Origin of the sequence: Planobispora longispora (assembly GCF_016863135.1) — a bacterium.
Taxonomy (GTDB): Bacteria; Actinomycetota; Actinomycetes; order Streptosporangiales; family Streptosporangiaceae; genus Planobispora; species Planobispora longispora.
On sequence record NZ_BOOH01000054.1, the window covers coordinates 53985 to 77942 of the forward strand.

A 23958-nucleotide genomic window follows, 5' to 3' on the forward strand; every position below is an offset into this window, starting at 1 on the left:
ATTCACGGGGAAGTACGAAAAATCCGGGCTTGTCGGAGCTTGTGCGCCTCAGGAAGGATGCGTAGTGCCGGACGGTGATCCCGCCGGCAGGAGGCTTCAGTCTTCAGGCTCAGACAAAGGATGCCGGATGACCCATGCCAGTCGGCCGACGGACCACCAGCGCCTGGTGGCGGGACTCGCGGAGCTCGTGGAAAGGCGGCTGGACCGCCCCCTCGACCCGGACCTGAACTTCTTCGAAGCGGGACTGAACTCCCTGGCCCTGGTCGAGTTGCACGACGAGATCACCACCACCCTCGGCATCGACCTGCCGGCCACCGCGCTGTTCACCCACCCCAACCTGGCGGCGCTCGCCCGCCTGATCGCCCAGGGCGGCGCGCCGGCGCGAGCCGACGCCGCCAGGCGGCGGCCGGTCGCCGGCAACCGCCGCGACATCCGCGCCCGCCTCCGGGAGGGCGGCCGGTGACCACTCCCGAGCCGCGGTCCGAGCCCGTGCTCGAACCCGTTCCAGCCCCCGCGCACGAGTCCGTGACCGCCGGGCCCGAGACCGGGCTGGAGGAGAGGCCGGTCGCGGTCATCGCCCAGGGCCGGTTCACCGGGCCGGACGACGCCGTCGAGGAGGCGGGACACGACCCGGCGGCGCAGACCGTCCGCGCGTTCGACGGGGTGCGCAAGGCGTGCGCCGCGCTGCTGGCGGGAGAGTGCGAGCTGGCCGTCGCGGAAAGCGCCGACGTCGCCGCGCTCACCGGGACGCTGGTGCTGCGGCTGCTCGACCGGGCGTTGCTCGACGGCGACATCGTGCACCGGATCATCTGGCCGGACGACGCGTCGGTCGAGGACGGTTACCCGCCCGTTCACGTCCCCGCCGCCGCCGGGCCGCGCGTGGTGGTGTGGTCGGGCCGCACCCCCGAGGAGGCGGACGCCGTACGGCGCGGCCTGGCGGGCTTCTTCGCCGGCCTGCCCGAGAACCTGTTCGCCGACGCCGTCGGCACCCTGCAGCGGGGCAGGGCGGCGCACCCGGTGCGCGGAGCGGCGGTATGCGAGAGCGCGGCCGAGGCGGCCGCGGTCCTGACCGCGGCGACCCCTCAGAGCTCGCAGGCCGCTCAGAGCGCGCAGGCCGCTCCTGGACCGGCGGATGCCGCCGCCCGCGCGGCCGAGGTCTTCCACGGCCGCGCCGGCGCCGCCCCGGCCGTCGCCCCGGGCGCGGTGTCCCCCGAGCTGGCGGCGGCGCTGTACGGCGCCGACCGGATCTTCACCGAGACGGCGGACGTCTGCGCGGAGGCCTTCGAGGCCCACGACGTCGAGCTGCCGGCCGACTGGACGGGCTCGGCCGCGGCCTTCACCATGCGCTACGCGCTGACCGCGACCCTCGCGGATCTGGGCGTCGCCGCGCCGATCACGCGCCCGCTCGGCGAGCTGGTCGCGGACGTGGTGCGGGAGGACCGGGCGGCCCGCGACGATCAGGAGCCCCCCGGAGAGGACGTCTGGGGGCGGGACCGGCGCGGATTCCTGGCCGCCCTCGCCCGGCTCTGGGTCGCCGGCTGCCCGGTGGACTGGCGGGCGCTGGACCCCGATCACCCGCTGCAGCGCATCCCGCTTCCGAGGCCGGGCAGCGAGCTGCCGCCGTCCATGGAACCGGCCCGCCCGCTCGCGGCGGTGCCGTACTCCTTCTGGGTCCTGGAGCAGCTCGCCCCGGACAGCGGCGTCTCCAACCTGGCCGTGGCGTTCAGGACGCGCGAGCCCCTGCGCAGGCTGCCGCTGCAGATCGCGGTGAACCGCCTGGTCAAACGGCATCCGGCGCTGCGTCTCCGGTTCCCCGTCGTGGGCGGCGCACCGGTCAGGCACCTCACCGCGCCGCAGGACGCGCAGCTCAAGCTCGTGACCCGGTCCACGACCGAGGAGACGCTGGTCGCCGACCTGCAGCGCTTCCTGGACGAGCCGTTCGACCTGGGCCGCGACCTGTTGATCAGGGCCGGCCACTTCACCCTGCCCGGCGACGGCGGCAGCGTCGTCTGCCTGGTCGGCCATCACATCGTCATCGACGCCCACTCCATGCAGTTGCTGGTGGAGGAGCTGGGCCGCTTCTACGACAGCCAGACGGGTCACGATCCGCTGCCCGCCGAGCTGACCGGCACCGCGCCCATGCTGGAGCCCGGCAGCCCGTCGCGGGAGTCGCTGGACTACTGGCTGGAGCGGCTCGACGGCGCGGACCCGGCCGCCATGGTGCTGCCCGGCAGCAGGCACTCCCCGTCCAGCCCGACCTTCGCCGGGCACACCTGCTCGTGGGAGGTGGACGAGGAGACCGTCGCGGCCCTCGACGAGCTCCGCGCGAGGCTGCGGACCACCGGCAACATCGTGCTGGCCACCGCCTTCCTGCTGACGCTGCGCGGCCACGGGGCCGGGCCCGACCTGGTGGTGGGCATGCCGGTCAGCACCAGGACCGCCACCGGGCGCGGGCACGTCGGCTACGGCGTCAGCACGCTGCCGCTGCGCGTGCGCGCCGAACTGGACGAGGACTTCGGCCAGGTCGCCAGGCGGGTCGAGGAGGCCTGGGCGGAGGGCGTCGAGCACGCCGACGCGTCGGTGGAGGCGGTGCTGGCCCACCGCGGGCACGGCACCGGCGACTGGCGGGTGCCGCTGTTCCGGCACATGTTCAACTACCGGCCGTGGAGCGACGAGCAGGTGAGCATCCGCGGCGAGGTGCCCGGCTACATCGAGGACCTGTTCGACCGCAGCCGCCTCGACCTGCAGGTCGTCGCCGTGCAGGAGCCGGACAGGCTGACGATCAGGGCCTGGCACAGCACCGAGGTGCACGACGAGGCCGAGATCGAGGCGTTCGCGGCCCGGATGGCGTCGGTGCTCCGGCAGGCCGCCGCGGGAGCGGTGGCCGACGTGCTGTCCCCGGCGGACCGGGCGCTGCTCGATCGGGTCAACGACACCGCGCGCGAGTGGCCGGAAACGCCGGGAGCGCCGGGCACGCTGCTCTCGCGGATCGGGCCCGGGCAGGCGGTCGCGGTGCGGGAGGGCGCGCGCGAGGTCACCTACGACGAGCTGCTCGGGCGCGCCGCCGCCGTCCGCGAGCTCCTCCACGAGCGGGGAGTACGGCGGGGCGACCTGGTGGCGCTGGGCCTGGACCGCTCGTCCGACCTGGTGGCCGCCGTGCTCGGGACGTGGCAGGCCGGGGCGGCGTTCCTGCCGCTGGACGTCCGCCAGCCGGAGATGCGGCTGGCGTACCAGGTGGCGGACTCCGGCGCCCGCCTGGTGATCACCGGCGTGGAGCGGCCGGAGTGGGCGGGCCGTACGCCCGTGGCGGCGATGCCGGAGGCCGCGGCCGTCCTCCGGGAACCCGGATCGGCGCCGGGCGGGGCCGATTCCGGGGAGGCCGGGGACACCGCCGGTCCCGGAGGAGCCGTCTCCGGGAGGCCGGGGCCGGAGGACATCGCGTATGTGATCTACACCTCGGGCTCCACCGGCAGGCCCAAGGGCGTCCGGGTCACCCATGCCAACCTGGCGAACCTCGTGCTCGACTTCGCCGACCGGCTGGGCGCGCCGCGCTCGGCGCTGTGGTCCACCACCCCCTCCTTCGACATCTCCTGGCTGGAGCTGCTGCTGCCGCTGGCCGTCGGCGGCACGGTCGTGGTGGCCTCGGACGAGGACCAGGTGCAGCCCCGCAGGTTCCTGCAGCTGGCCGGGGCGGTCGAGGTCGTGCAGGCCACGCCGACCGCCTGGCGGATCGTCGTGCCCGAGGCGGGAGGGGAACTGGCCGGGCGCACGGTCCTGTGCGGCGGCGAGCCGATGCCCGCCGCGCTGGCCAGGGACCTGCTCGCACTCGGCTGCCGGGTCTTCAACGTGTACGGGCCCACGGAGACCACCATCTGGTCCACGGCCGCCGAGCTGGTGGAACCGCCCGGCGACCCGGTCCCGGTGGGGGCGCCGCTGGCCAACACCCGGATCCTCATCCTCGACGGCCACGACCGCGAGGCGCCGCCGGGCGTGCCGGGGGAGCTGTGCATCGCGGGCGACGGGGTGAGCGCCGGCTACCTCGGCCGGCCGGAGCTGACCGCCGAGCGCTTCGGGCGGCACGGGCGCCACGGTCGCTTCTACCGCACCGGGGACCGGGCCAGGCTCCGCCACGACGGCGTCCTGGAACTGCTGGGCCGCGACGACCGGCAGGTCAAGCTGCGCGGCCACCGCATCGAGCTGGGCGAGGTCGAGGCGGTCCTGCACGAGCACGCGGCGGTCCGCGCGGCGGCCGTCGTCCTGGACGGCGATCCGCAGACCGACGGCCGCCTGGTGGCCTTCGTCGAAACCGCCCGTGAGGCCGCTCCCGATCCCGCCCGCGAGGACCTGCGTGAGGAACTCTGGCGCTTCGCCAGGACCCGGCTGCCCGACTACGCGGTGCCCACCGGGTACGTCCTCACCGATCGCCTGCCCACCACCGCCAACGGCAAGATCGCCTACCTGGAGCTGGTCGTTCCGCAGGAGCGGCGGGACGCCCCGCCCGAGGCGGGCGAGGGGCTCGTGCGGCAGGTCGTGGACCTGTGGCGGGACGCGCTGGGCCGCCCCGGCCTCGGCCCGCACGACAACTTCTTCCTCAACGGCGGCCACTCCGTGCTCGCCGTCCGCCTGATCTCTCCGCTCGAGGAGCTGGCCGGCCGCTCCCTGCCGGTCCGGGTCGTGTTCGACCACCCGACAGCCGCCGAGCTGGCCGCCCACCTGGGAGGCGCCCGATGACACCGTGGTTCGTGCAGATCAAGGAGGGCGAGCGGGCCCTGGTCGCCTTCCCGCACGCCGGCGGCGGCCCCTCCTCGCTCACCGGTCTGGCCGAGCACTTCCCGCCCGAGGTGGGCCTGTGGGCGGTGAACCTCCCGGGCCGCCAGGCCAGGCTCGCCGAACCGCCGCGCACCGACCTCGACGGGCTGGTCGACGACCTGGCCCGGGACCTGGCCGGGTGGCGCGAGCCGTACACGCTGTTCGGATACTGCAGCGGCGCGCTGCTGGCCTACCTCGTCTGCCGCCGGGTCGTGGAGCTCGGCGGCGCGCCGGAGCGGCTGGTCGTGGCCTCGTTCGCGGCGCCGGACATCACGCCGCTGCTGCGCCGGCTGCCCTCGCTGCCGTCGTGGCTGTTCTGGGAGCAGTTGATCGACCTCGGCGGCGTCCCCCCCGAGCTGGCCGGGCGCGAGGCGCTCTGGCCGGTGCTGGAGCCGGCGCTGCGCGCCGACTTCGGGCTGCTGGCCGGTTACCGGCACCGGGCGGCGCCGCCGCTGCCCGTCCCCGTCACGGTCCTGTACGGGACCCGGGACCGTTCGCTGAGCAGGGGCGGCCTGCTGGGCTGGCGCAGGCACAGCGCGCACCGGCCGGCGCTGCGCCCGCTCGACAGCACTCACTGGCTGGCCGAGGAGACCCCCGGTCCGCTGGCCGCCGTGATCGCTCAGGAGATGGGATGCGCCTCGGTTACAGCATGAGCTACTGGGGCGGCGCGGGGCTCGGCCCCGCCGACCACCTCGCGCTGGTCCGCGAGGCGGAGGCGCTGGGCTACGAGTCGGTGTGGGCGGCCGAGACCTACGGCACCGATCCGGCGAGCCTGATGGCCTGGATCGCCGGCCAGACCGAGCGGATCGCGCTGGGCACCGGCGTGCTGCAGATGTCGGGGCGCAAGCCGGTGGTCGCGGCGATGACGGCGGCCACCATCGACCAGGTGTCCGGCGGCCGGGCCAGGCTCGGGGTGGGGGTTTCGGGACCGCAGGTGGTGGAGGGCTGGCACGGCGAGCGCTTCGAGCGGCCGCTGGCCCGCGCCCGGGACTACCTGGAGGTCGTACGGCTGGCGCTGGCCGGCGCCCCGGTGAGCCACCGGGGCGAGACGCTCACGCTGCCGCTGGACGGCGGCGAGGGCAAGGAGCTGGCGCTGGCCGTCTCGCCGGTGCAGGAACGGCTGCCGGTGTACCTGGCGGCGATGAGCCCCGGGATGATCGCGCTGGCGGGGGAGCTGGCCGACGGCTGGCTGGCCATCCACTTCCCGCCCGAGCACCTCGCCGCGATGCGGGCCCATCTGAAGGGACGGGACATCGACGTCGCGCCGATGCTGCTCACGCTGGTCGAGGAGGACCAGGAGCTGGCCTACGACATGATGCGGCCGATGTTGTCCCTCTACCTCGGCGGCATGGGCTCGCGGCGCACCAACTTCTACAACCGGCTGGCCGCCTCGCTCGGCTTCGAGAAGGAGGCGTCCGTGATGCAGGAGGCCTTCCTGGAGGGACGGCAGGGCGAGGCCATGGCCATGCTGCCGGACGCGCTCATCGACGCCATGACCCTGTGCGGCCCGGCCGGGAAGTTGCGCGAGCGGGTCGCCGCCTACCGCGAGGCGGGCGCGACCAGCCTGATCGTCGGCCTGGTCACGCCCACCCGGCGGTTGCGCAGCCGGCAGCTGCGGCTCATCGCTCAGCTGGTTCGGGCATCTGCTTGAGCCTGGCCAGCGGCGACCACGCCAGTGCGGCGATCGGCACCAGCGCGCCGATCGTGATGATCGCCCACAGTGCCGGCCGGATGCCCACCGCCCCGGCCAGCAGCCCGGCGCCCAGCGCGCCCAGCGGCGCGGGGATCAGGCCGAGCGAGTAGATGGAGGCCACCACCCGGCCCTGGAGGTGCGGCGGAGTGATCGTCTGCACGAGCGTGGTGTTGGTGACGAAGAAGATCTGCGCGGTGACGCCGTTGACGACCTGCGAGGCCACCAGCATGGTGATCTTCAACCAGGTCGGCCCGGCGGCCAGCGGGATGAGGAAGAGCGCCACGTTGCCGTACACGATCGACCAGAGCAGCACCCCGCCGACGGAGAAGCGCCGCATCACGCGTACGGCCAGCAGCGCCCCGATGATGGCGCCCACGCCGCCGCCGGCCAGGATGCTGCCGAACCAGGCCGCGGGCACGCCCAGCTCGCGGATCACGTACAGCGCGTAGACGGAGTTCATCGCGCCCAGGATGAACAGGGAGAACACCGCGGAGGAGATCGCCAGCGGGCGGATCAGCGGGTGCTTCATCACCCATATGACGCCCTCCCAGATGGCCCGGTGGATCTGCCGCGCCGTGGTGTCGTCGGCCTCCGGCCGGTCCTCGGGCCGCTTGATCAGCGCGATCGCGACGGCCGAAGCCAGGTAGGAGACCGCGTCGATGATCAGCAGTACCGGCGCGGCGATCACCTTCAGCAGCGCCGCGGCGACGCCGGGGCCGAGGGTGTTGGCCAGCGACTCGGTCAGCTGCAGCTTGGAGTTGCCCTCGAGGAAGTTCTCCGGCGGCACCAGGAACGGGAAGTAGCTGCGGTAGGCGACCTGGAACATGGTCCCGAGCAGTCCGATCGTGAAGACCACGACGTACAGCCAGGCGAGCGTGAGCATGTCGGCGAACCAGGCGACCGGGATCAGCGCGAGCAGCACGGCGCGCGCCACGTCGGTCCAGATCAGGATGGGCCGCTTGCGCACCCGGTCGGCGAGCACCCCGAACAGCAGGAACAGCACCATCGGCGCCCGCAGCAGGAAGCCGACCACGCCCATCTCCTCGGGTGAGGCGTTGAGCACGGTGACGGCGATGACGGGGATCGCGAAGTAGGTGACGAACGACCCGAGCTGCGACAGGCTCTGCCCGGCCCATAACCGGAGGAAGTCGGCGTTGTGCCACAGGCTCGTCTGCTCACTGGTGGGGGATGCCATGGTCCATCCACTTTCTGATGTTCTCGGCCGCATCGGCGACCAGGGGCTCGTAGAGGGTCGGGACGCGGAGGATCGGGGCGCCACCGTCGCGGGGCTCGCGCCGGAGGCCGCCGATGATCATCTCGTGAACCTTTCCCGGTCCGCGGGGCTGAGCAGGGCGAACGCCCCCGTTTCCGGCTTCGGTACGGCCCGGCGCGGGCGCAGCGCCGCAGCCAGCTCCGCCACGGACCGGTGCGTGAACAGGTCCCGCAGCTCCACGTCGTAACCCGCCGCGCGCAGCCCGGCCACCACCTTGAGGCTGCGGATGGAATCGCCGCCGACCGCGAAGAACGAGTCGTTCCGGCCGGGCCGTTCCAGCCCGAGCACCTCCTGCCAGACGTGTGCCACGGCCTGCTCGGCGCCGGCGCGCGGCGGCTCCCACGGCAGGTCCGCCCGCCACTCCGGGGCGGGCAGCGCGGCCCGGTCGAGCTTGCCGTTCGCGGTGAGCGGCAGCTCGTCGAGGTGCACCCACGCGACGGGGATCATGAAATCCGGCAGGACGGCCCGCAGGTCCGGGACGCCGCCGTCCCCGACGAGGTAGCCGACCAGGCGGCCGTCGACGAGCCCGGCGGCGGCCTGGCGGACGCCGGGCCGCTCCCGCAGCACCGCCTCGACCTCGCCGAGTTCGACGCGCATGCCGCGGATCTTGACCTGGTGGTCGGTGCGGCCGAGGTATTCGAGTTCGCCGGTGGGCAGCCAGCGGGCCAGGTCGCCGGTGGCGTACAGGCGGGAGCCGGGCGGTCCGTAGGGGTCGGGCAGGAAGCGTTCGGCGGTCAGGGCGGGGCGGCCGGCGTAGCCACGGGCCAGCTGCACGCCGCCGATGTGGAGCTGGCCCGGCGCCCCGATCGGCACCGGCTGGAGCGACTGATCGAGCACGTACAGCCGGGTGTTGTCGACGGGCCGTCCGATCGGCACGACCGTCTCGCCCGGCAGGCAGCGGTGCCAGGAGACGTCGATCGCGGCCTCGGTCGGGCCGTACAGGTTGTGCAGCTCGGTCTCCGCCGGCCACTCGATCCCGACCGGGAGCGCCTCGCCGGAGCAGATGACGCGGGCGGGCAGGCGGATGTCCTCCTCGAGGAGGAAGGCCTCCAGCATGGAGGGCACGAAGTGCGTCGTGGTGACCCCGTGCCGTTCGATCAGGTCGCGCAGGTAGGTGGTGTCGCGGTGGCCGCCGGGGGCGGCGACGACCATGGTGGCGCCGGTCATCAGGGGCCAGAACAGCTCCCACACCGACACGTCGAAGGTGGTGGGGGTCTTGTGCAGGACGCGGTCGGCGGGGGTGAGGCGGAAGGCGGCCTGCATCCAGTGCAGCCGGTTGACGATGGCGCGGTGGGAGACGGCCACGCCCTTGGGGCGGCCGGTGGAGCCGGAAGTGAAGATCACATAGGCCAGGTTGTCCGGGTGGACCTCGGGCATCGCGTGATCGCCGGGGAAGTCGGTGTCGGTCGGGGGGAGGGGGGCGGTGGCGCCGGTGGCGGTCCGGGTGAGCTGAAGGCGGCCGCCGGGGGCGCCGGTGATCAGCAGGGTGGCGCCGGCGTCGGTGAGCATGGCCTGGCGGCGGGCGGACGGGTCGGCGGGGTCCAGGGGCAGGTAGGCGCAGCCGGCGGTGAGGACGCCCAGCAACACGGCGGGCAGGTGCAGGCCGCGCTCCAGGCACACGCCGACGGGCTCATCGGGGCGGGCGCCGGCGGCGTGCAGGTGGCGGGCCAGGTGGCGGGCGTATCGGGCCAGCTCCCGGTAGGTCAGCTGCCCCGCGCCGGTGCCCGTGCCGCCGTCAGCGCCCGTGCTCGTACCCGTGTCCGTGCCGCCGTTTGTGCCCGTGTCCGTACCCGCGCCGGCGTCGTAGCGGACGGCGGTGGCCTGCGGGGTGCGCGCCGCCTGGGCGAAGATCAACTCGTGCAGGGTGCCGCCGGGATGCTCCCGATCGGTGGCGTTCCAGCGGGACACCACCAGCTCCCGCTCCTGCGGCGGCAGGAGGTCCAGCTCGCCCACGGGCACCTCGGGCCCGGCGGTGACCGCCCGCAGCAGCGCCTCGAACCGCAGCGCCAGCCGCCGCACCGTCTCCGGCAGGAACAGCTCCCGGTTGTAGACGAACCGCCCCGCCAGCCCGTCGCCGGATTCGGTGAGGTACAGCTCCAGGTCGAAGCGGGTGGTCGTGGTGTCCAGCTCGAAGCCCTCGCCGCCGTCCCGGTAGTTCTGCAGCGCGAACAGCACCTGCAGGTACGGCCTGCTCACGTCGCGCACCGGGTCCAGCTCGGCCACCAGCTTCTCGAACGGCAGCTCCTGGTGCCCGTAGACCTCCAGCGCCGCGTCCCTGGTACGGCGCAGCAGCTCGGCGAAGCCGGGATCGCCGGCCAGCCTGGCCCGCATCGGCAGCAGGTTGACGAACAGCCCGACCACGGCCTCGAACTCCGGCCTGCTCCGCCCGGCCACCGGCGAGCCCACCACGAAGTCGGTCGCCCCGGACCACCGGCCGAGCAGCGCCTGGAAGGCGGCGAGCAACGCCATGTACGGCGTCGCCCCCTCCGCCGCGGCCAGCTTCCGCAGCCGCCCGGTCACCTCGGCGTCCACGGTGAGGTCGCACCAGCCGCCCCGCACCCCCTGCACAGGCGGGCGCGGCAGGTCCAACGGCAGGTCCAGCGGCGCCACCCCGGCCAGCTCCGCGCGCCAGAACGCCAGCTCGCGGTCGAGCACCTCGCCGGTCAGCCGCTCCCGCTGCCACAGCGCGTAGTCGCCGTAGCCGATCTCGGGAGGCGGGCCGGCGTCGCCCAGCAGTTCGCGCACGATCAGGCCGGCGGACCAGCCGTCGGTCACGATGTGGTGGGCGGCGACCAGGAGCACGTGGTCGCCGGGCGCGAGCCGTACCAGGACGGCGCGCAGCAACGGGCCGGCGGCCAGGTCGAACGGGAGCGCGAGGTCCGCGCTGAGCACCTGCCGGGCCTCCTGCTCCGAGGCCGCCGTCACGACCCGCAGCGGCACCCGCGGACGGGCGGCGATCCGCACCTCGGGCCGCCCGTCCGGCCCGGCCGGGAAGGTCATCCGCAGGCTCTCGTGCCGCGCCGCCAGGGCGTCCAGCCGTTCCTGCAGCAGCGCCGCGTCGACGGGCCCGCGCACGCGGGCGGAGACGGGCAGCACGTACGCGCTCGTGCCGGGGGTGAACTGCTCCATGAACCACAGCCGTTCCTGCGCGAACGACAGCGGCGGCGCCGTCCCCCCGGGCCGGCGCGCGATCGGCCGTTCGGCGTTCAGCCCGGTCACGGCCTTGCGGAAGCGCGCCTCCAGCCGGGCCCTGCGTTCATCCACGCCCGTCCGCCTCCCGGTCGAACTCCGCCTCGGCCAGCCGTTCGAGCGCGGCGGCCAGCCCGCGCGGGGTGGGATGGGTGAAGATGAGCTTCAGCGGCACGTCGAGGTCCGCGGCGGCCGCGATCCTGGCCGTGGTCCTGGTGGCCAGGAGCGAGTGGCCGCCGAGCCGGAAGAAGTCGTCCAGCGCGCCCACCCGCTCCAGCCCGAGCACCTGGGCCCAGACCGCGCACACCAGCTCCTCTGCGGCCGTGCCGGGCGGTTCGTAGCCGGTGGCGGCCTGCCGCTCGGGCGCCGGCAGCGCGTCCCGGTCGACCTTGCCGCCGGGGGTGAGCGGGATCCGGTCCACCGCCACGATCGCCCCGGGCACCATGTGCGGCGGCAGTTCGGCGGCCAGGTGCTCGCGCAGGACGGCCTCGACGCCGGGCCGCCCGCTCGCATCGGACCCGCCGCCCGTGCCGGACCCACCGGGTTCACCGGGTTCACCGGGTGCACCGGCCGCGTCGGGCACGACGTACGCGATCAGGCCGCCGTCGCGGACCACCACGGTCGCCCGGGCCACCGCCGGGTGGGCCAGCAGGCAGGACTCGATCTCGCCGGGCTCCACCCGGTAGCCGCGCACCTTCACCTGCCGGTCGAGCCGGCCCAGGATCTCCAGCCGCCCGTCCAGGCGGAAGCGGGCGCGGTCGCCGGTGCGGTAGCGGCGGGCGCCGTCCGGGCCGGGCAGGAAACGCTCGGCGGTCAGCGCGGGGGCGCCGCGGTAGCCGCGGGCCACGCCCGCGCCGCCGATGTACAGCTCGCCGGCGGCGCCCGGCGGGACCGGACCGCCGTCGGGGGCGAGCACCTCCAGCGTGGTGCCCGGCAGCGGGCGGCCCACGGTCGGCCGCCGCGCGGACTCCGCCGGGTCCAGCTCGGCGGCGGTCGCGATGATCGTCGTCTCCGTGGGGCCGTAGCTGTTGATCAGCCGGGCCGCCGGCGGCCCGGAGGCGTACCAGGCGGCCAGGGCCGGGCCCGGCAGCGGGTCGGCGCCGAGGATGAGCAGCCGCAGCCCCGGCGGCCAGGAGACGCCGGCGGCGAGCAGCTCCTGCCAGTAGGAGGTGGGCAGGTCGATGACGGTCAGCGTGGCGCCCTCAGGGGTCTTCAGGAAGTCCGGCAGCGGCTCGTCCGGGCACAGGACCAGCTCGGCCCCCGCCGCCAGCGCCGGGTAGATCTCCTCGGCGTGCGTGTCGAAGCTCGCCGAGGCGAACTGCAGCACCCGGTCGCCGGGGCCGAGGCCGTACTCGGTCCGCATCCAGCCCACCCGCGCGGCCAGCGCCCCGCGCGGCACCTCCACACCCTTGGGCCGCCCGGTGGAGCCCGAGGTGTAGATCACGTACGCCAGCGCCCCGGGATCCGCGCCGCCGGAAGGTCCCGCCCGGTCCTCGCCCGGGTCGTCGAGCGGGATCACCGGCAGGTCGCACTCCAGCAGGCCGTCCTGCGCCAGCAGCAGCCCGGCCCCGGAGTCCCGCAACATCCAGCGCAGCCGCTCGGCCGGGTAGCCGGGGTCCAGCGGCAGGTAGGCGGCGCCGGCCTTGCCCGCCGCCAGCATCCCGGCGACCATCTCCACCGACCGGCGGGCGCACAGGCCCACCACCGTCTCCGGTCCCGCCCCGGCCGCGGCCAGCCGCCCGGCCAGCCGGGAGGCGAGCGCGTCCAGCTCGGCGTACGTCACCCGGCGCGAGCCCTGGGCGACCGCGATCGCGGACGGCGACAGCCGGGCCCGCTCCTCGAACAGCGCGACCACCTCGCGATCCGTCCCGGCGACCGGCTCGCCGGACGGCAGCCGGTCCTCCGGCAGCGGCATCGCGGCCCGCAACGCCGACAGCGGCGCGCCGGGGGAGTCGGCCACCGCCTCCAGCAGCCGCTCCCACCGGCGCAGCAGCCGGACCGCCGTCTCCCCGTCGAACAGGTCGGAGGCGTAGGAGAGCAGCGCGTACAGAGTGCCCTCGCGCTGGGTGACGTCCAGCATCAGGTCGAACTTGGCCTGCGCCGCCCCCGGGTCGAAGACCTCCGCCTGGATCCCCGGCAGCGGCAGGGAGGAGGCGTCCTTGTCCTGGATCACGAACATCGCCTGGAACAGCGGCGTCGTGCTCAGGTCGCGCCGTACGCCGAGGTCGTTGAGCAGGCGCTCGAAGGGGATGTCCTGGTGGGCGAAGGCGTCCAGGACCGCCGCCTTGGTGCGGGCGAGCAGGTCCCGGAAGGGCGGGTCGCCCGACAGGTCGCCGCGCAGCACCAGCGTCTCGGGGAAGAAGCCGACGACGTCCCGCAGCTCGGGCCGGTCGCGCCCGGCGGTCACCGAGCCGACCGCGATGTCGTCCTGCCCGGAGTGCGCCCACAGCAGCGTCTGGTAGGACGCCAGCAGCACCATGAACAGCGTGCACCGCTCGTCGCGGGCCAGCCGCTCCAGCCGCGCGGTCAGCTCGGCGCCGATCCTGCGCACCCGGTAGTCGCCGCTGGGCGTCCGCACGGCCGGGCGAGGCCGGTCCACCGGCAGTTCGAGCGGCTCCAGCCCGGCCAGCCGGGCGCGCCAGTAGTCGAGGTCGCGCTGCGACGGCTCGCGGGAACGCTGCCAGGCCGCGAAGTCGCGGTAGTCCAGCGACGGCTCCGGCAGGTCCGCCCGGTCGCCGCGCAGGGCGGCCGTGTAGCAGGCGGCCAGCTCGCCCAGGAGCTGCTTCAGCGACCAGCCGTCGGCCACGATGTGGTGCAGGACCAGGCAGAGCACGTGGTCGGTCTCCGACAGCACCAGCAGGTGCACCCGCAGCAGCGGCCCGGCCTCCAGGTCGAACGGGGCGTTCGTGAGCTCGGCGACCAGCGCCGTGGCCCGCTCCTCCCGTTCGGCCGCCGGGACATCGCCCAGGTCCACGAGCACCGGTTCGAGCTTCGCCGACGGCTCGACCACCTGCACCGGCCGGCCCGCGTCGGACGGGAAGCGGGCCCGCAGCATCGGATGCCGCGCCACCAGCGTGTCCAGGGCGTGCCCGAACGCCTCGGCCGAGAGGCGGCCGCGCAGCCGCTGCACCATGTACATGTTGTAGGAGGCGTCGGACGGGTCCAGCCGCTGCAGGAACCACAGCCGCTCCTGCCCGTAGGACAGCGGCGCCGGCCCGTCCGGGTCAGGACGCGGCGGGATGCCCGCCGCGCGCACCGGCGTCCGGTCCCGGAGCCTGCGCTCCAGGGCCGCGCGCTGCTCCGGGCTCAGCCGCGCCAGCCGTTCCCGCATGTCGCTCATGTGCCCGCACCCTCCACCGGGTCCTCCGCCAGCAGCGCTTCCAGTTCGGCGGCATCGCCGAGTTGCAGCTCCAGCACGGCCAGCGCCTGCTCGGCCACCGTGGTGAGCTCGAAGCAGTCCCGCAGGTCCATCTCGATCCCGTAGATCTCCCGGTACCGGGTGACCAGCGACACCGCCAGCAGCGAGTGCCCGCCCAGCTCGAAGAAGTCGTCGTGCGCGCCCACCCGGTCGCGGCCCAGCAGCTCGCCCCAGAGCGCGCACAGCTCGGCCTCCAGCGGCGTGCCGGGTTCGGCGTAGGCGGTGCCCAGATCGGCGCGGCCGGATCCGGTGGGCGGCGGCAGCGCGGCCCGGTCGAGCTTGCCGCTCGGCCCCAGCGGGAACTCCGTCACCTGGACGAACGCCTGCGGCAGCAGCGGCGGCGGCAGCTTGCGGGCCAGCGTGGCGCGCATGGCCTGGGCCAGCTCGGCGGGCTCGCCCGTCCAGTCCACGTACGCCACCAGCCCGCGGCCGCCCGGCGCGTCGTTGCGCAGCGCCACCACGGCCCGCCGCACCCGCGGGTCCTCGGCCAGCACCGCCTCCACCTCACCCGGCTCGACCCGCCAGCCGTGCACCTTCACCTGGTCGTCGATCCGGCCGAGGAACTCCAGCTCGCCGTCGGGCCGGAGCCTGGCCAGGTCGCCGGTGGCGTACAGCCGGGAACCCGGCGGGCCGTAGGGGTCGGGCACGAAGCGCTCGGCGGTCAGGCCGGGCCGGCCCGCGTAGCCGCGGGCGACCTGGACGCCGCCGATGTGCAGGTGCCCCGGAACGCCGACGGGCATCGGCTCCAGCCGCTCGTCGAGCACGTGCAGCCGGCAGCCCGGCATCGGCCGGCCGATCGGCAGCGTGGCGCGTCCCTCGACGTCCTCGCACTTCCAGGCGGTGACGTCGACGGCCGCCTCGGTCGGGCCGTACAGGTTGTGCAGCTCGGCGCCGGGCAGCCGCTCGAGGAAGCGGGCCGCCATCCGCGGGGTCAGCTCCTCGCCGCTGCACACCACCCGCTTGAGCGACGTGCACGACTCGATGCCGGCCTCCTCCAGGAACAGCGCCAGCATCGAGGGCACGAAGTGCATCGTGGTGACCCCGTGCTGTTTGATCAGGTCGCGCTGGTGGTTGGGGTCGCGGTGCCCGCCCGGCCGGACCGGCAGCAGGACCGCGCCCCGGGTCAGCGGCCAGAAGAACTCCCACACCGACACGTCGAAGCTGGTCGGCGTCTTCTGCATGACGACGTCGGCCGGGGTGAGCCCGAACCTGTCCTGCATCCAGGCGAGCCGGTTGACGATGCCGCGGTGGGAGTTGACCACGGCCTTCGGCCGGCCGGTGGAGCCGGAGGTGTAGATGAGGTAGGCGGCGTCGTCCGGCCCGGCGACCGGGTCCGGGTCACCGGACGGCTCGTCGAAGTCGTCCTCCAGGAACACCGGCTTGGCCGCGCCCCCGGGCAGCGCGTCCCGCAGGTGCCGCTGGGTCAGCAGCACCCTGGCGCCGCTGTCGGCCAGCATGAACGCCAGCCGGTGCCGCGGGTACTCGGGGTCGAGCGGCACGTACGCGCCGCCCGCCTTGAGCACCGCGAGCAGCGCCACGACCAGCTCGGGCGATCGCTCGGCGCAGACCGCGACCGGGTCGCCGCGCCCCACCCTGATTTTGCGCAGCCAGCGGGCCAGCCGGTTGGCGCGGGCGTTCAGCTCGGCGTAGGTCAGGGTGACGTCGCCGAAGACGACGGCCGGCGCGCCGGGCGTGGCCGCCGCCTGCGCCTCGACCAGCGCCGACAGCGTGCCCTCCGCCGCCTGCGCCTCGACCGGCGTGGACGGCGTGCCCTCCGCCGCCTGCGCCTCGACCGGCGTGGACGGCGTGCCCTCCGCCGCCCCGGGGCCTTCGGCGGCGTCCAGTCCTTCGGCGGCGCCGAGGGCGAGCACCCGCTCCCGTTCCCCGGCGGTGAGCAGCGGCAGCGCCCGCACCGCCCGGTCCGGGTCGGCGACCGCGGCCTCGACCAGCGTGCGCAGCTGGGCGTCGAACCGCTCGATCGTCTCGTGGTCGAACAGGTCGGTGGCGTACTCCAGCCGGGTGTGCAGCCGGCCGTCCCGCATGTTCAGGTCGAGCTGGATGTCGACCTTCGCGGTGCCGTTGGCGATCTGCCCCTCGTTGGTGCCCGAGGCGAGGTTGAACATCACCTGGTACAGCGGCGGCACGCTCAGGTCGCGCGTCGGCTGCAGGTCCTCCACCAGCCGCTCGAACGGCAGCTCCTGATGGTCCAGCGCCTCGGCCACCGTGGTGCGCACCCGCGCGACCGCCTCGCGGAAGCCCGGCGAGCCCGACAGGTCCACGCGCAGCGGCACCGCGTTGACGAACATCCCGATGACCGGCTCGGTCTCCGGCAGCAGCCGCCCGGCGATCGGCGTGCCCACCACGATGTCGTCCACGCCCGACCAGCGCGACAGCACGGCCGCGTAGGCGGTGAGCATCACGGTGAACAGCGTCGTGTTGAGGTCCTTGGCCAGCCGCTCCAGCCGGGAGCTCAGCTCGGGTGAGTAGACGCCCAGGCACGCCTCGCCCCGGTAGGTGCGGCGGGCCGGGCGCGGCCGGTCGCCCGGCAGGCCCAGGTCGGCGGGGATCCCGGCGAGCCGCTCCCGCCAGTGCGCCAGCTCGGTCTCCAGGAACTCGCCGGTGAGGCGGCCGCGCTGCCACACCGCGAAGTCGGCGAACTGGATCTGCAGCTCGGCCAGCTTGGGCGCCCGGTCCTCGCCGATCGCGTCGTAGCACTCCTCCAGCTCGTCAATGAAGATCATGCTGGAGACGCCGTCGAACACCGTGTGGTCGAAGACGATGATCAGCCGCAGATCGTCGTCGGCGAGCCTGACGTGCCTGGCCCGCCACAGCGGCGCCCGGTCCATCGCGAACGGCGCCGCCGCGTCGGCCCTGGCCAGCCGTTTCAGCTCCGGCTCGCGCTCGGCCGCCGGCAGGTGGGTCAGATCGGTCTCGACGAGCCGGGCGGGCGGCGCGGAGCCGGTGACGATCTGCACGACCTGCCCGTCCCTGAACTCGAACGTGGTCCGCAGCGCCTCGTGCCGCCGCACCACCATGTCGATGGCCCGCTCCAGGCGGCGCGGCTCCACCGGCTGCCGGGCGGACATCGGCATCAGCATGCCGATGTTGTAGACGGCCAGGTCGGGTTCGAAGCGGGCCAGGAACCACATGCGCTCCTGGCCGGACGATGCCGGGAAGACGTCGCTCGACGGACTCACCGGGCGCCCCCTCCGTCCATGGCCTCCCGCAGGCTCCTGGGCCGCATGTCGGTCCAGACCCGCTCGATGTGGGCCAGGCACTCGTCCCTGGTGCCGGAGAAGCCGGCGTCGTACCAGCCGGCGGGATTCTCCCTGCCCACCGGCCAGATCGAGTACTGCTCCTCGTCGTTGAGCACGACCTTGACGTCACTCACTGCTCGCTCCTCCGGGGAAGCCGCGGGATGGTCTGACCGGCCGGCTCGGCGGCGGAGGCCCGGCCGGCCTCGTCGATGAGCGCCGCCACCCCCGCCACCGTCGGCTCCTCGAACAGGCTGCGCATCGGCAGCCGGACGCCCAGTTCCTTGCGGACGAGGGCGATGAGCTGGACCGCGATCAGGGAGTTGCCGCCCAGCTCGAAGAAGTCGTCGTCGACGCCGATGTGCTCGCCGCCGAGCACCTCGCCCCACAATCTGGCGATCGTGGCCTCCACCTCGCTCCGCGGCGCGACGTATCCGTCGCCCGGGGATCTGGCCTGCCGGTCGGCGACGGCGGCCGGATCGAGCTCGGACTCGACTGTCTCCTGGGTCAGTGAGCCGACCCCGGCGATCAGCTCGGCGACCGGGGTGGCCGCCACCACGACCTGCGGCCCGAGCGGTACGGCCAGCAGCCTGCGCAGCGCCCGCGCGCCCTCGGCCGGCCTGATGCCGACGGCGTCCTCGGGGGTGGCCACCGCGGTGCCGGCGCGCTGGGAGTCGGCCTCGGCCACCACCCCGGCGGTCACGGCGCCGGTGTCGATGCGGCGCAGCACGTAGTCGGAGATCTGCACCAGCACGGTGCCGTCGGGCGCGATGAGCGTCACGTCCACGGCCAGCACCTCGTCGGTGTCGCTGCCGGTGATGCGCACGTGGCTCCAGAACGCCTCGGGTATGGCCTCCCGTACGGTGATCCGGCCGTAACCGAGCGGCAGATAGCTGCCCTCGACCTCCACCCAGCTGAAGGAGGTGGCGCTGTCCAGCAAGGCCGGGTGCAGCCCCCACCGGTCCAGGTCCTTCAGCACCACGTCGTCGGCCTCGAACAGGCCGAGCACCTCGCCCTGCCCGAGGTGGGTGTCGGTCAGGCTCCGCTGCCAGTGGGCGCCGAGCGTCAGCAGCCCGGACAGCGGCACCCCGCCCTGGTCCCCGGGCGCGGGCGTGCACCGGTCCATGATGACTCGGAGGTCGACGCGGTCGGCCGGGCCCGGGTTCACCTTGGCGGCCACGCCGCGGGCGTGGGTGCGGTGGGAGTCGCCGACGATGCTCTGCACCTGGAACTCCGCGCCGTCGGATTCGGGGGTGAACACCACCCGCACCTCGGCGGTGGCCCCGTCGGCCACCGACAGCGGCTCGACGAAGACCACATCCCGCAGCTCGAGCACCCCGTCACCGGGGATCACCGTCTCGGCGGCGGTTCTGGCCAGTTCGAGGTGGCCGGTGCCGGGCAGCACCGGGACCCCGGAGATGCGGTGCTCGTCCAGCACCCAGTGGGTCTGCGGGGACAGGACTCCGCTGCACCAGCCGAGCTCCTGGCCCTCGTGCCTGGCGGTGATCACGGGATGGTCGATCGCCTTGATCCGGTCGCCGCGCTGCAGGGCGGCGAACCCGGCCGGCGCCGCGGTCTCCGCCGCCATGCCGACCTCCAGCCACTTGCCCCAGTTCACGCTGACGAGCCGGGCGGCGTGCCAGCCGCGGCCCGCGCGGGCGTGCGCGTCGAGGAAGTTGTTGGCGGCGCAGTAGTCGATCTGCCCGAACCCGCCGGCCACCGCGGTGATCGACGAGCAGAGCACCACCGCCTCCAGCTCCAGATCGCCGAAGGCGGCCTGCAGCGCGAGCGTGCCGAGCACCTTGGGCCGCAGCACCGCCTCGGCCGTCTCCCGCTCCTTGATCTCGGCCATGCCGCCGCCCGGCAGACCGGCCGCGTGCACGAGCACGTCCACCCGGCCGAACGCGGCCAGCGTCTCGTCCCTGACCCGCCGCATGTCGGCGACGTCGGTGACGTCGGCGGCCAGGCACAGCACCTGCGCGCCCGCCTCCTCCATCCGGCCGATCGCCTCGACCGCCCTGGCCTCGCGGGCCGAGCGCGGCGGCCCGTCCGGCAGCCCGCCGCGCGACAGCAGCACCAGCCGCACCCGCGCCCGGGCGGCCAGGTCCTGGGCCAGCGAGATGCCGATGCCGCCCAGACCACCGGTGATCACGTACACCTGGCCGTCACGCGGCTCGCCCGGTTCCCCGGCCACCTCCAGCTGTTCGTAGCCGAGCAGCCAGCGCCGCCCGCCGCGCAGCCCGACCGGGGCCGACAGTCCCGCCTCGCCCGGCTCGGCCTCCCTGCCGAGCTCGGCCGCGACCGCCCGCGCCCAGTCCGTGTCGATCCCCGCCGCACCCGCGTCCGGCGCGTCGATCTGCCGCACCCGCAACCACGGCGTCTCCAGCGGCACCACCCGCGCGAACGCCGCCAGCGTCGCGTGCTCCGGCCGGGTCAGGTCGCCGCCGACGACGTCCATCGTGCCCGCGGTGACCAGGTCGAGCTGGACGCCGCCCGCGGGCTGCGCCGCCGACAGCGCCTGCACCAGGGCGAGGACGCCGAAGAAGCCGTCCTCCTGCGCCTGCCACGTGTCCCGGGGGCCCGTCGCGGCCCACGCGTGGACGACGCGCCCGGGCGCCTCGCCGACGGCCTCCAGCAGCGCGTCGTAGTCCTCCCGTACGGCCGGCCGTACCGTGAACCGGTCACCGTCGGCGGTGAAGCCCGTGCCGCGCCGCACCTCCAGCACCTCGGCCCCCGAGGCGCGCAGCGCGGCGGCGAGGGCGGCCGACTCGTCGTCCACGAACGCCAGGCACCGCGTCACCGGCGCCGGGCGGGCCGGGCCGGGCGGCGCCTGCCGCCAGACCGGCGCCCCGTACCACCGCTCGGGCGGCAGGTTGCCGTGCGTCTGCTGCGGCATGGCGGTCCCGCCGGTGAACGCGCCGTGCGGGTCGGGATCGATCCACGCCCGCTGCCGCTCCCAGGCGTAGCCCGGCAGCGACACCCGGTAGCCCGGCGCCCCGAAGTCGGACGGTTCACCGCCGTTCACCCACAGCGCGCCCACGGCCTGCGAGAACACCTCCACGTCCCCGGCCTTGTCGCGCGGCCCCGGCAGGGACGGCAGCGGGCCGGGCGCGCCGGCCGGCAGCTGCGCCCTGACCAGCCCGGAGAGCTGCCGTCCCGGCCCGCACTCGATCATGATCCACTCGCCGTCGGCGACCAGGGCCGCGACGCAGTCGCCGAAGCGCACCGGCTCGCGCACGTGCCGGGCCCAGTAGGACGGGTCGACGGCCTCGGCCGCGGTGATCCACGTGCCGCTCACGTTCGACAGGAACGGCAGGCTCGGCGCGCTCAGCTCGGTCGCCGCGACCAGCGCGCGGAACTCGCCGAGCATCGGCTCCATCATCGCCGAGTGGAAGGCGTGCGAGGTGCGCAGCGGGGTGCAGCCGATGCCCTCCTCCTCCAGCATCTCGGCCAGCTCGCGCACCGACGCCGACGGCCCGGCCACCACGCACGTGCCGGGGCCGTTGATCGTCGCCACCGACACGTCGTCGGGCAGCAGCGGCGCGATCTCGTCCGGCATGAGCTGCACGGCCAGCATCGATCCCGGCGGCATGCCCTGGATGAGCCGCCCGCGCGCCTCGACCAGCCGCAGCGCGTCCGGCAGCGTGAACACCCCGGCGACGGTCGCGGCCACGTACTCGCCGATGCTGTGCCCGATCATCGCCGCGGGCTCGACGCCGAGCGAGAGCCAGAGCCTGGCCAGCGCGTACTCGACGGTGAACAGCGCCGGCTGGGTGAGCGAGGTCTGCCGCAGCCGCTCGTCGGCCTCCTCGCCGGTGGCGAAGATCTGCTCCCTGACGTCCAGGATCGCCGCGCACTCGTCGACGGCCTCGCGGAAGACCGGCTCGTTCTCGTACAGCTCGGCCGCCATGCCGCCGTACTGCGCGCCCTGGCCGGGGAACAGGAACGCCACCTGCGGCGCCCGCTTCTGCTTGGCCCCGGAGACGATCCGCCTGGGGTCGGCCAGCGCGGCGACCGCGTCGGCGGGCGAGGTGGCCACCACCGCGGCCCGGTGCTTGAGCTCGCGCCGTCCCACCCGCAGCGTGAACGCCACGTCGGCGAGCTCGACGTCCGGATTCTCGGCCAGGTGCGCGGCCAGCCGTTCCCTGGCCGCGGCGAGCGAGGCCTCGGTCCTGGCCGACAGCCTCAGCAGGTGCGCGGGCCGCTGCCGGGGGAGCTCCTCGCGCGGCGGCGCCTCCTCGAGTACGGCGTGCGCGTTGGTCCCGCCGATGCCGAAGGAGCTGACGCCCGCGCGGCGGGGGAAGCCGTTGCGCTCCCACTTGACCGGCGTGGAGACCACGTAGAACGGGCTCGACGGAAAGTCGATCTTCGGATTGGCGCTCTGGTAGTGCAGCGTCGGCGGGATCAGCCCGTTCTCCAGGGACAGCACCGCCTTGATCACGCTGGCCACGCCCGCCGACTGCCCGAGGTGGCCGATGTTGCTCTTGACCGAGCCGATGCCGCACCACTGGGTGTCGGCCGTGTCCTGCGCGAACACGCTGGACAGCGCCGCCACCTCGATCGGGTCGCCGAGCGCGGTGCCGGTGCCGTGCGCCTCCACGTAGGTGACCGTGCGCGGGTCCACCCCGCCCACGCCGAGCGCCTGCGCGATGACCGCGGCCTGCCCGTCCAGGCTCGGCGCGGAGAAGCCCACCTTGCCCGCGCCGTCGTTGTTGATCGCGTTGCCGAGCACGACCGCGCGGATGTTGTCCCGGTCGGCGATCGCCTCCGACAGCCGCTTGAGCACGATCACACCGCCGCCGCTGCCCCAGATCGTGCCGCCGGCGTCGGCGTCGAAGGGGCGGCAGTGCCCGTCGGGGGAGACGATGCCGTCCTGGTCGTAGATGTATCCCTGGCCCTGCGGCAGGTCGAGCATGGCGGCCCCGGCCAGCGCCATGTCGCACTCGCCGTTGCGCAGCGCCTCGCACGCGATGTGCAGCGCCACCAGCGCCGTCGAGCACGCGGTGTGCACGGTGTAGCTGGGACCGCGCAGGTCGAGCTTGTAGGAGGCGAGAGTGGCGCAGTAGTCGACGTGGTTGCCCACCATGATGGCCAGCCATCCGGCGTTGGCCTGCGCCTGGGCGTTGCTGCGGATGTTGATCCACTGGTAGAAGTCCGAGCCCGACCCGGCGTAGACGCCGATCTCGCCCGGGTAGCGGAACGGGTCGTAGCCCGCGTCCTCCAGCGCGGTGTGCGACAACTCCAGGAACAGCCGGTGCTGCGGGTCGCGCACCTCGGCCTCCCTGATCGACATGCCGAAGAACGCCGCGTCGAAGCCCTGGTGGTCGTCCATCACCATCGCCGCGGGCACGAAGGACGGATCGGCCAAGGTCGTCTCGGACACCCCCAGCGCCCGCTGCTCGTCCAGGGTGTACGTGGTCAGCGACTCCACACCGTCGGCGAGGTTGCGCCAGAACTGCCGCGCGTCACCCGCTCCCGGAACCCGGCACGACAAGCCGATGATCGCAATCGGCTCAACCGTGGGTTCGTCGGTCATGCGGTCGTCCCTTTCTCATCGCGATTCCTCAGCCGGTCCCGCCGTACGGCGAGGCGGCGGGCCGCCCTGTCCAGGCCGGGGCTGCCGCCCCCGCCGTCGAGGTGGGCGGCGAGCGTTCTGATCGTGGGGTGGCGGAACAGCTCCACGATCGGGATGTCGCGGCCGGTCGCCGCCTTCAGACGAGCCTGTACGGCGGCCATGGCGAGCGAGTGGCCGCCGATCTCGAAGAAGTTGTCGTCGGGCCGCAGCCGGGGCACCCCCAGCACCGCGTGCCACACCTGGGCGACCACTTTCTGGGTGGGCCCGTCCAGGTGGCCGTCGCCGCCGGCCGTCCCGGCGGCCCGGGCCGCCGGGCGGCGCAACGCGGCCCTGTCCACCTTGCCGTTGGGGGTCAGCGGCAGCGCGGGCAGCAGCACCACCTCTCCGGGCACCGCGTGCTCGGGCAGGAGCGGGCGCAGCTGCTCCAGCACCCGGTGCGCGCTCAGCCCGGGCCGGGCGGGCACCACGTAGCCGATCAGCGTCCCGTCCTCGGCCCGGGCGGCGGCGGCGGCCCGCACGTCCCGGCAGCCGGCCAGCGCGGCCTCCACCTCGCCGAGCTCCACCCGGAAGCCGCGGATCTTGACCTGGTCGTCGGCGCGGCCGGTCAGGGTCACGGTGCCGTCGGGGTTGAGCCGGCCGAGATCGCCGGTGCGGAATCGGTCGCCGTCGAACCGCTCCCGGGTCAGCGCCGGGTCGAGGTAGCCGGTGGCGAGGTGGCGGCTGCGGACGACCACCTCGCCCAGCTCG

General features: G+C 74.5%; 12 protein-coding genes. 4 read left to right on the forward strand and 8 right to left on the reverse strand.

What is annotated here, in order from left to right; genetic code table 11:
* Positions 1–127: 127 nt before the first annotated feature.
* From Plo01_RS31915 to Plo01_RS31930, 4 genes are read left to right on the forward strand one after another with little or no spacing between them, the layout of a single operon-like run.
* A complete protein-coding gene (locus Plo01_RS31915) occupies positions 128–463 on the forward strand; it encodes an acyl carrier protein (protein ID WP_203894460.1) in 336 nt (111 codons plus the stop codon).
* On the forward strand, positions 460–4731 hold the full coding sequence (locus Plo01_RS31920; protein WP_203894461.1) for a non-ribosomal peptide synthetase: 4272 nt from the start codon (positions 460–462) through the stop codon (positions 4729–4731). The genes Plo01_RS31915 and Plo01_RS31920 overlap by 4 nt, the downstream gene beginning before the upstream one ends.
* A complete protein-coding gene (locus Plo01_RS31925) occupies positions 4728–5462 on the forward strand; it encodes a thioesterase II family protein (protein ID WP_203894462.1) in 735 nt (244 codons plus the stop codon). The genes Plo01_RS31920 and Plo01_RS31925 overlap by 4 nt, the downstream gene beginning before the upstream one ends.
* Positions 5441–6460: an LLM class flavin-dependent oxidoreductase gene (locus Plo01_RS31930; RefSeq protein WP_203894463.1), complete on the forward strand. Its 1020-nt coding sequence runs from the start codon at positions 5441–5443 to the stop codon at positions 6458–6460. The genes Plo01_RS31925 and Plo01_RS31930 overlap by 22 nt, the downstream gene beginning before the upstream one ends.
* Here the strand turns inward: Plo01_RS31930 and Plo01_RS31935 are convergent.
* From Plo01_RS31935 to Plo01_RS31970, 8 genes are all read right to left on the reverse strand, one after another.
* Complete coding sequence (locus Plo01_RS31935) at positions 6429–7697, reverse strand: MFS transporter (protein ID WP_203894464.1); 1269 nt, start codon at positions 7695–7697, stop codon at positions 6429–6431. The genes Plo01_RS31930 and Plo01_RS31935 overlap by 32 nt on opposite strands.
* Positions 7678–7818: a hypothetical protein gene (locus tag Plo01_RS31940; protein ID WP_203894465.1), complete on the reverse strand. Its 141-nt coding sequence runs from the start codon at positions 7816–7818 to the stop codon at positions 7678–7680. Before Plo01_RS31940 ends, Plo01_RS31935 begins: the two co-directional genes overlap by 20 nt.
* Positions 7815–11039 carry a non-ribosomal peptide synthetase gene (locus Plo01_RS31945; protein ID WP_203894466.1) on the reverse strand — a complete coding sequence of 1075 codons (3225 nt, stop codon included), beginning with the start codon at positions 11037–11039 and terminating at the stop codon, positions 7815–7817. The genes Plo01_RS31940 and Plo01_RS31945 overlap by 4 nt, the downstream gene beginning before the upstream one ends.
* Positions 11032–14304, reverse strand: coding sequence for a non-ribosomal peptide synthetase (locus Plo01_RS41155; protein ID WP_203894467.1), 3273 nt, complete (start codon positions 14302–14304; stop codon positions 11032–11034). The genes Plo01_RS31945 and Plo01_RS41155 overlap by 8 nt, the downstream gene beginning before the upstream one ends.
* On the reverse strand, positions 14301–17579 hold the full coding sequence (locus Plo01_RS31955; RefSeq protein ID WP_203894468.1) for a non-ribosomal peptide synthetase: 3279 nt from the start codon (positions 17577–17579) through the stop codon (positions 14301–14303). Before Plo01_RS31955 ends, Plo01_RS41155 begins: the two co-directional genes overlap by 4 nt.
* Entirely contained in the window at positions 17576–17773 is a 198-nt protein-coding gene (locus Plo01_RS31960) for an MbtH family protein (RefSeq protein ID WP_203894469.1), read from the reverse strand. Before Plo01_RS31960 ends, Plo01_RS31955 begins: the two co-directional genes overlap by 4 nt.
* The gene (locus Plo01_RS31965; protein ID WP_203894470.1) at positions 17770–23172 is read right to left on the reverse strand and encodes a type I polyketide synthase; all 5403 of its coding nucleotides are present in this window, start codon (positions 23170–23172) and stop codon (positions 17770–17772) included. The genes Plo01_RS31960 and Plo01_RS31965 overlap by 4 nt, the downstream gene beginning before the upstream one ends.
* On the reverse strand, positions 23169–23958 hold a 790-nt coding region (locus Plo01_RS31970; protein WP_203894471.1), incomplete at its 5' end, for a phosphopantetheine-binding protein. The genes Plo01_RS31965 and Plo01_RS31970, both read right to left, overlap by 4 nt.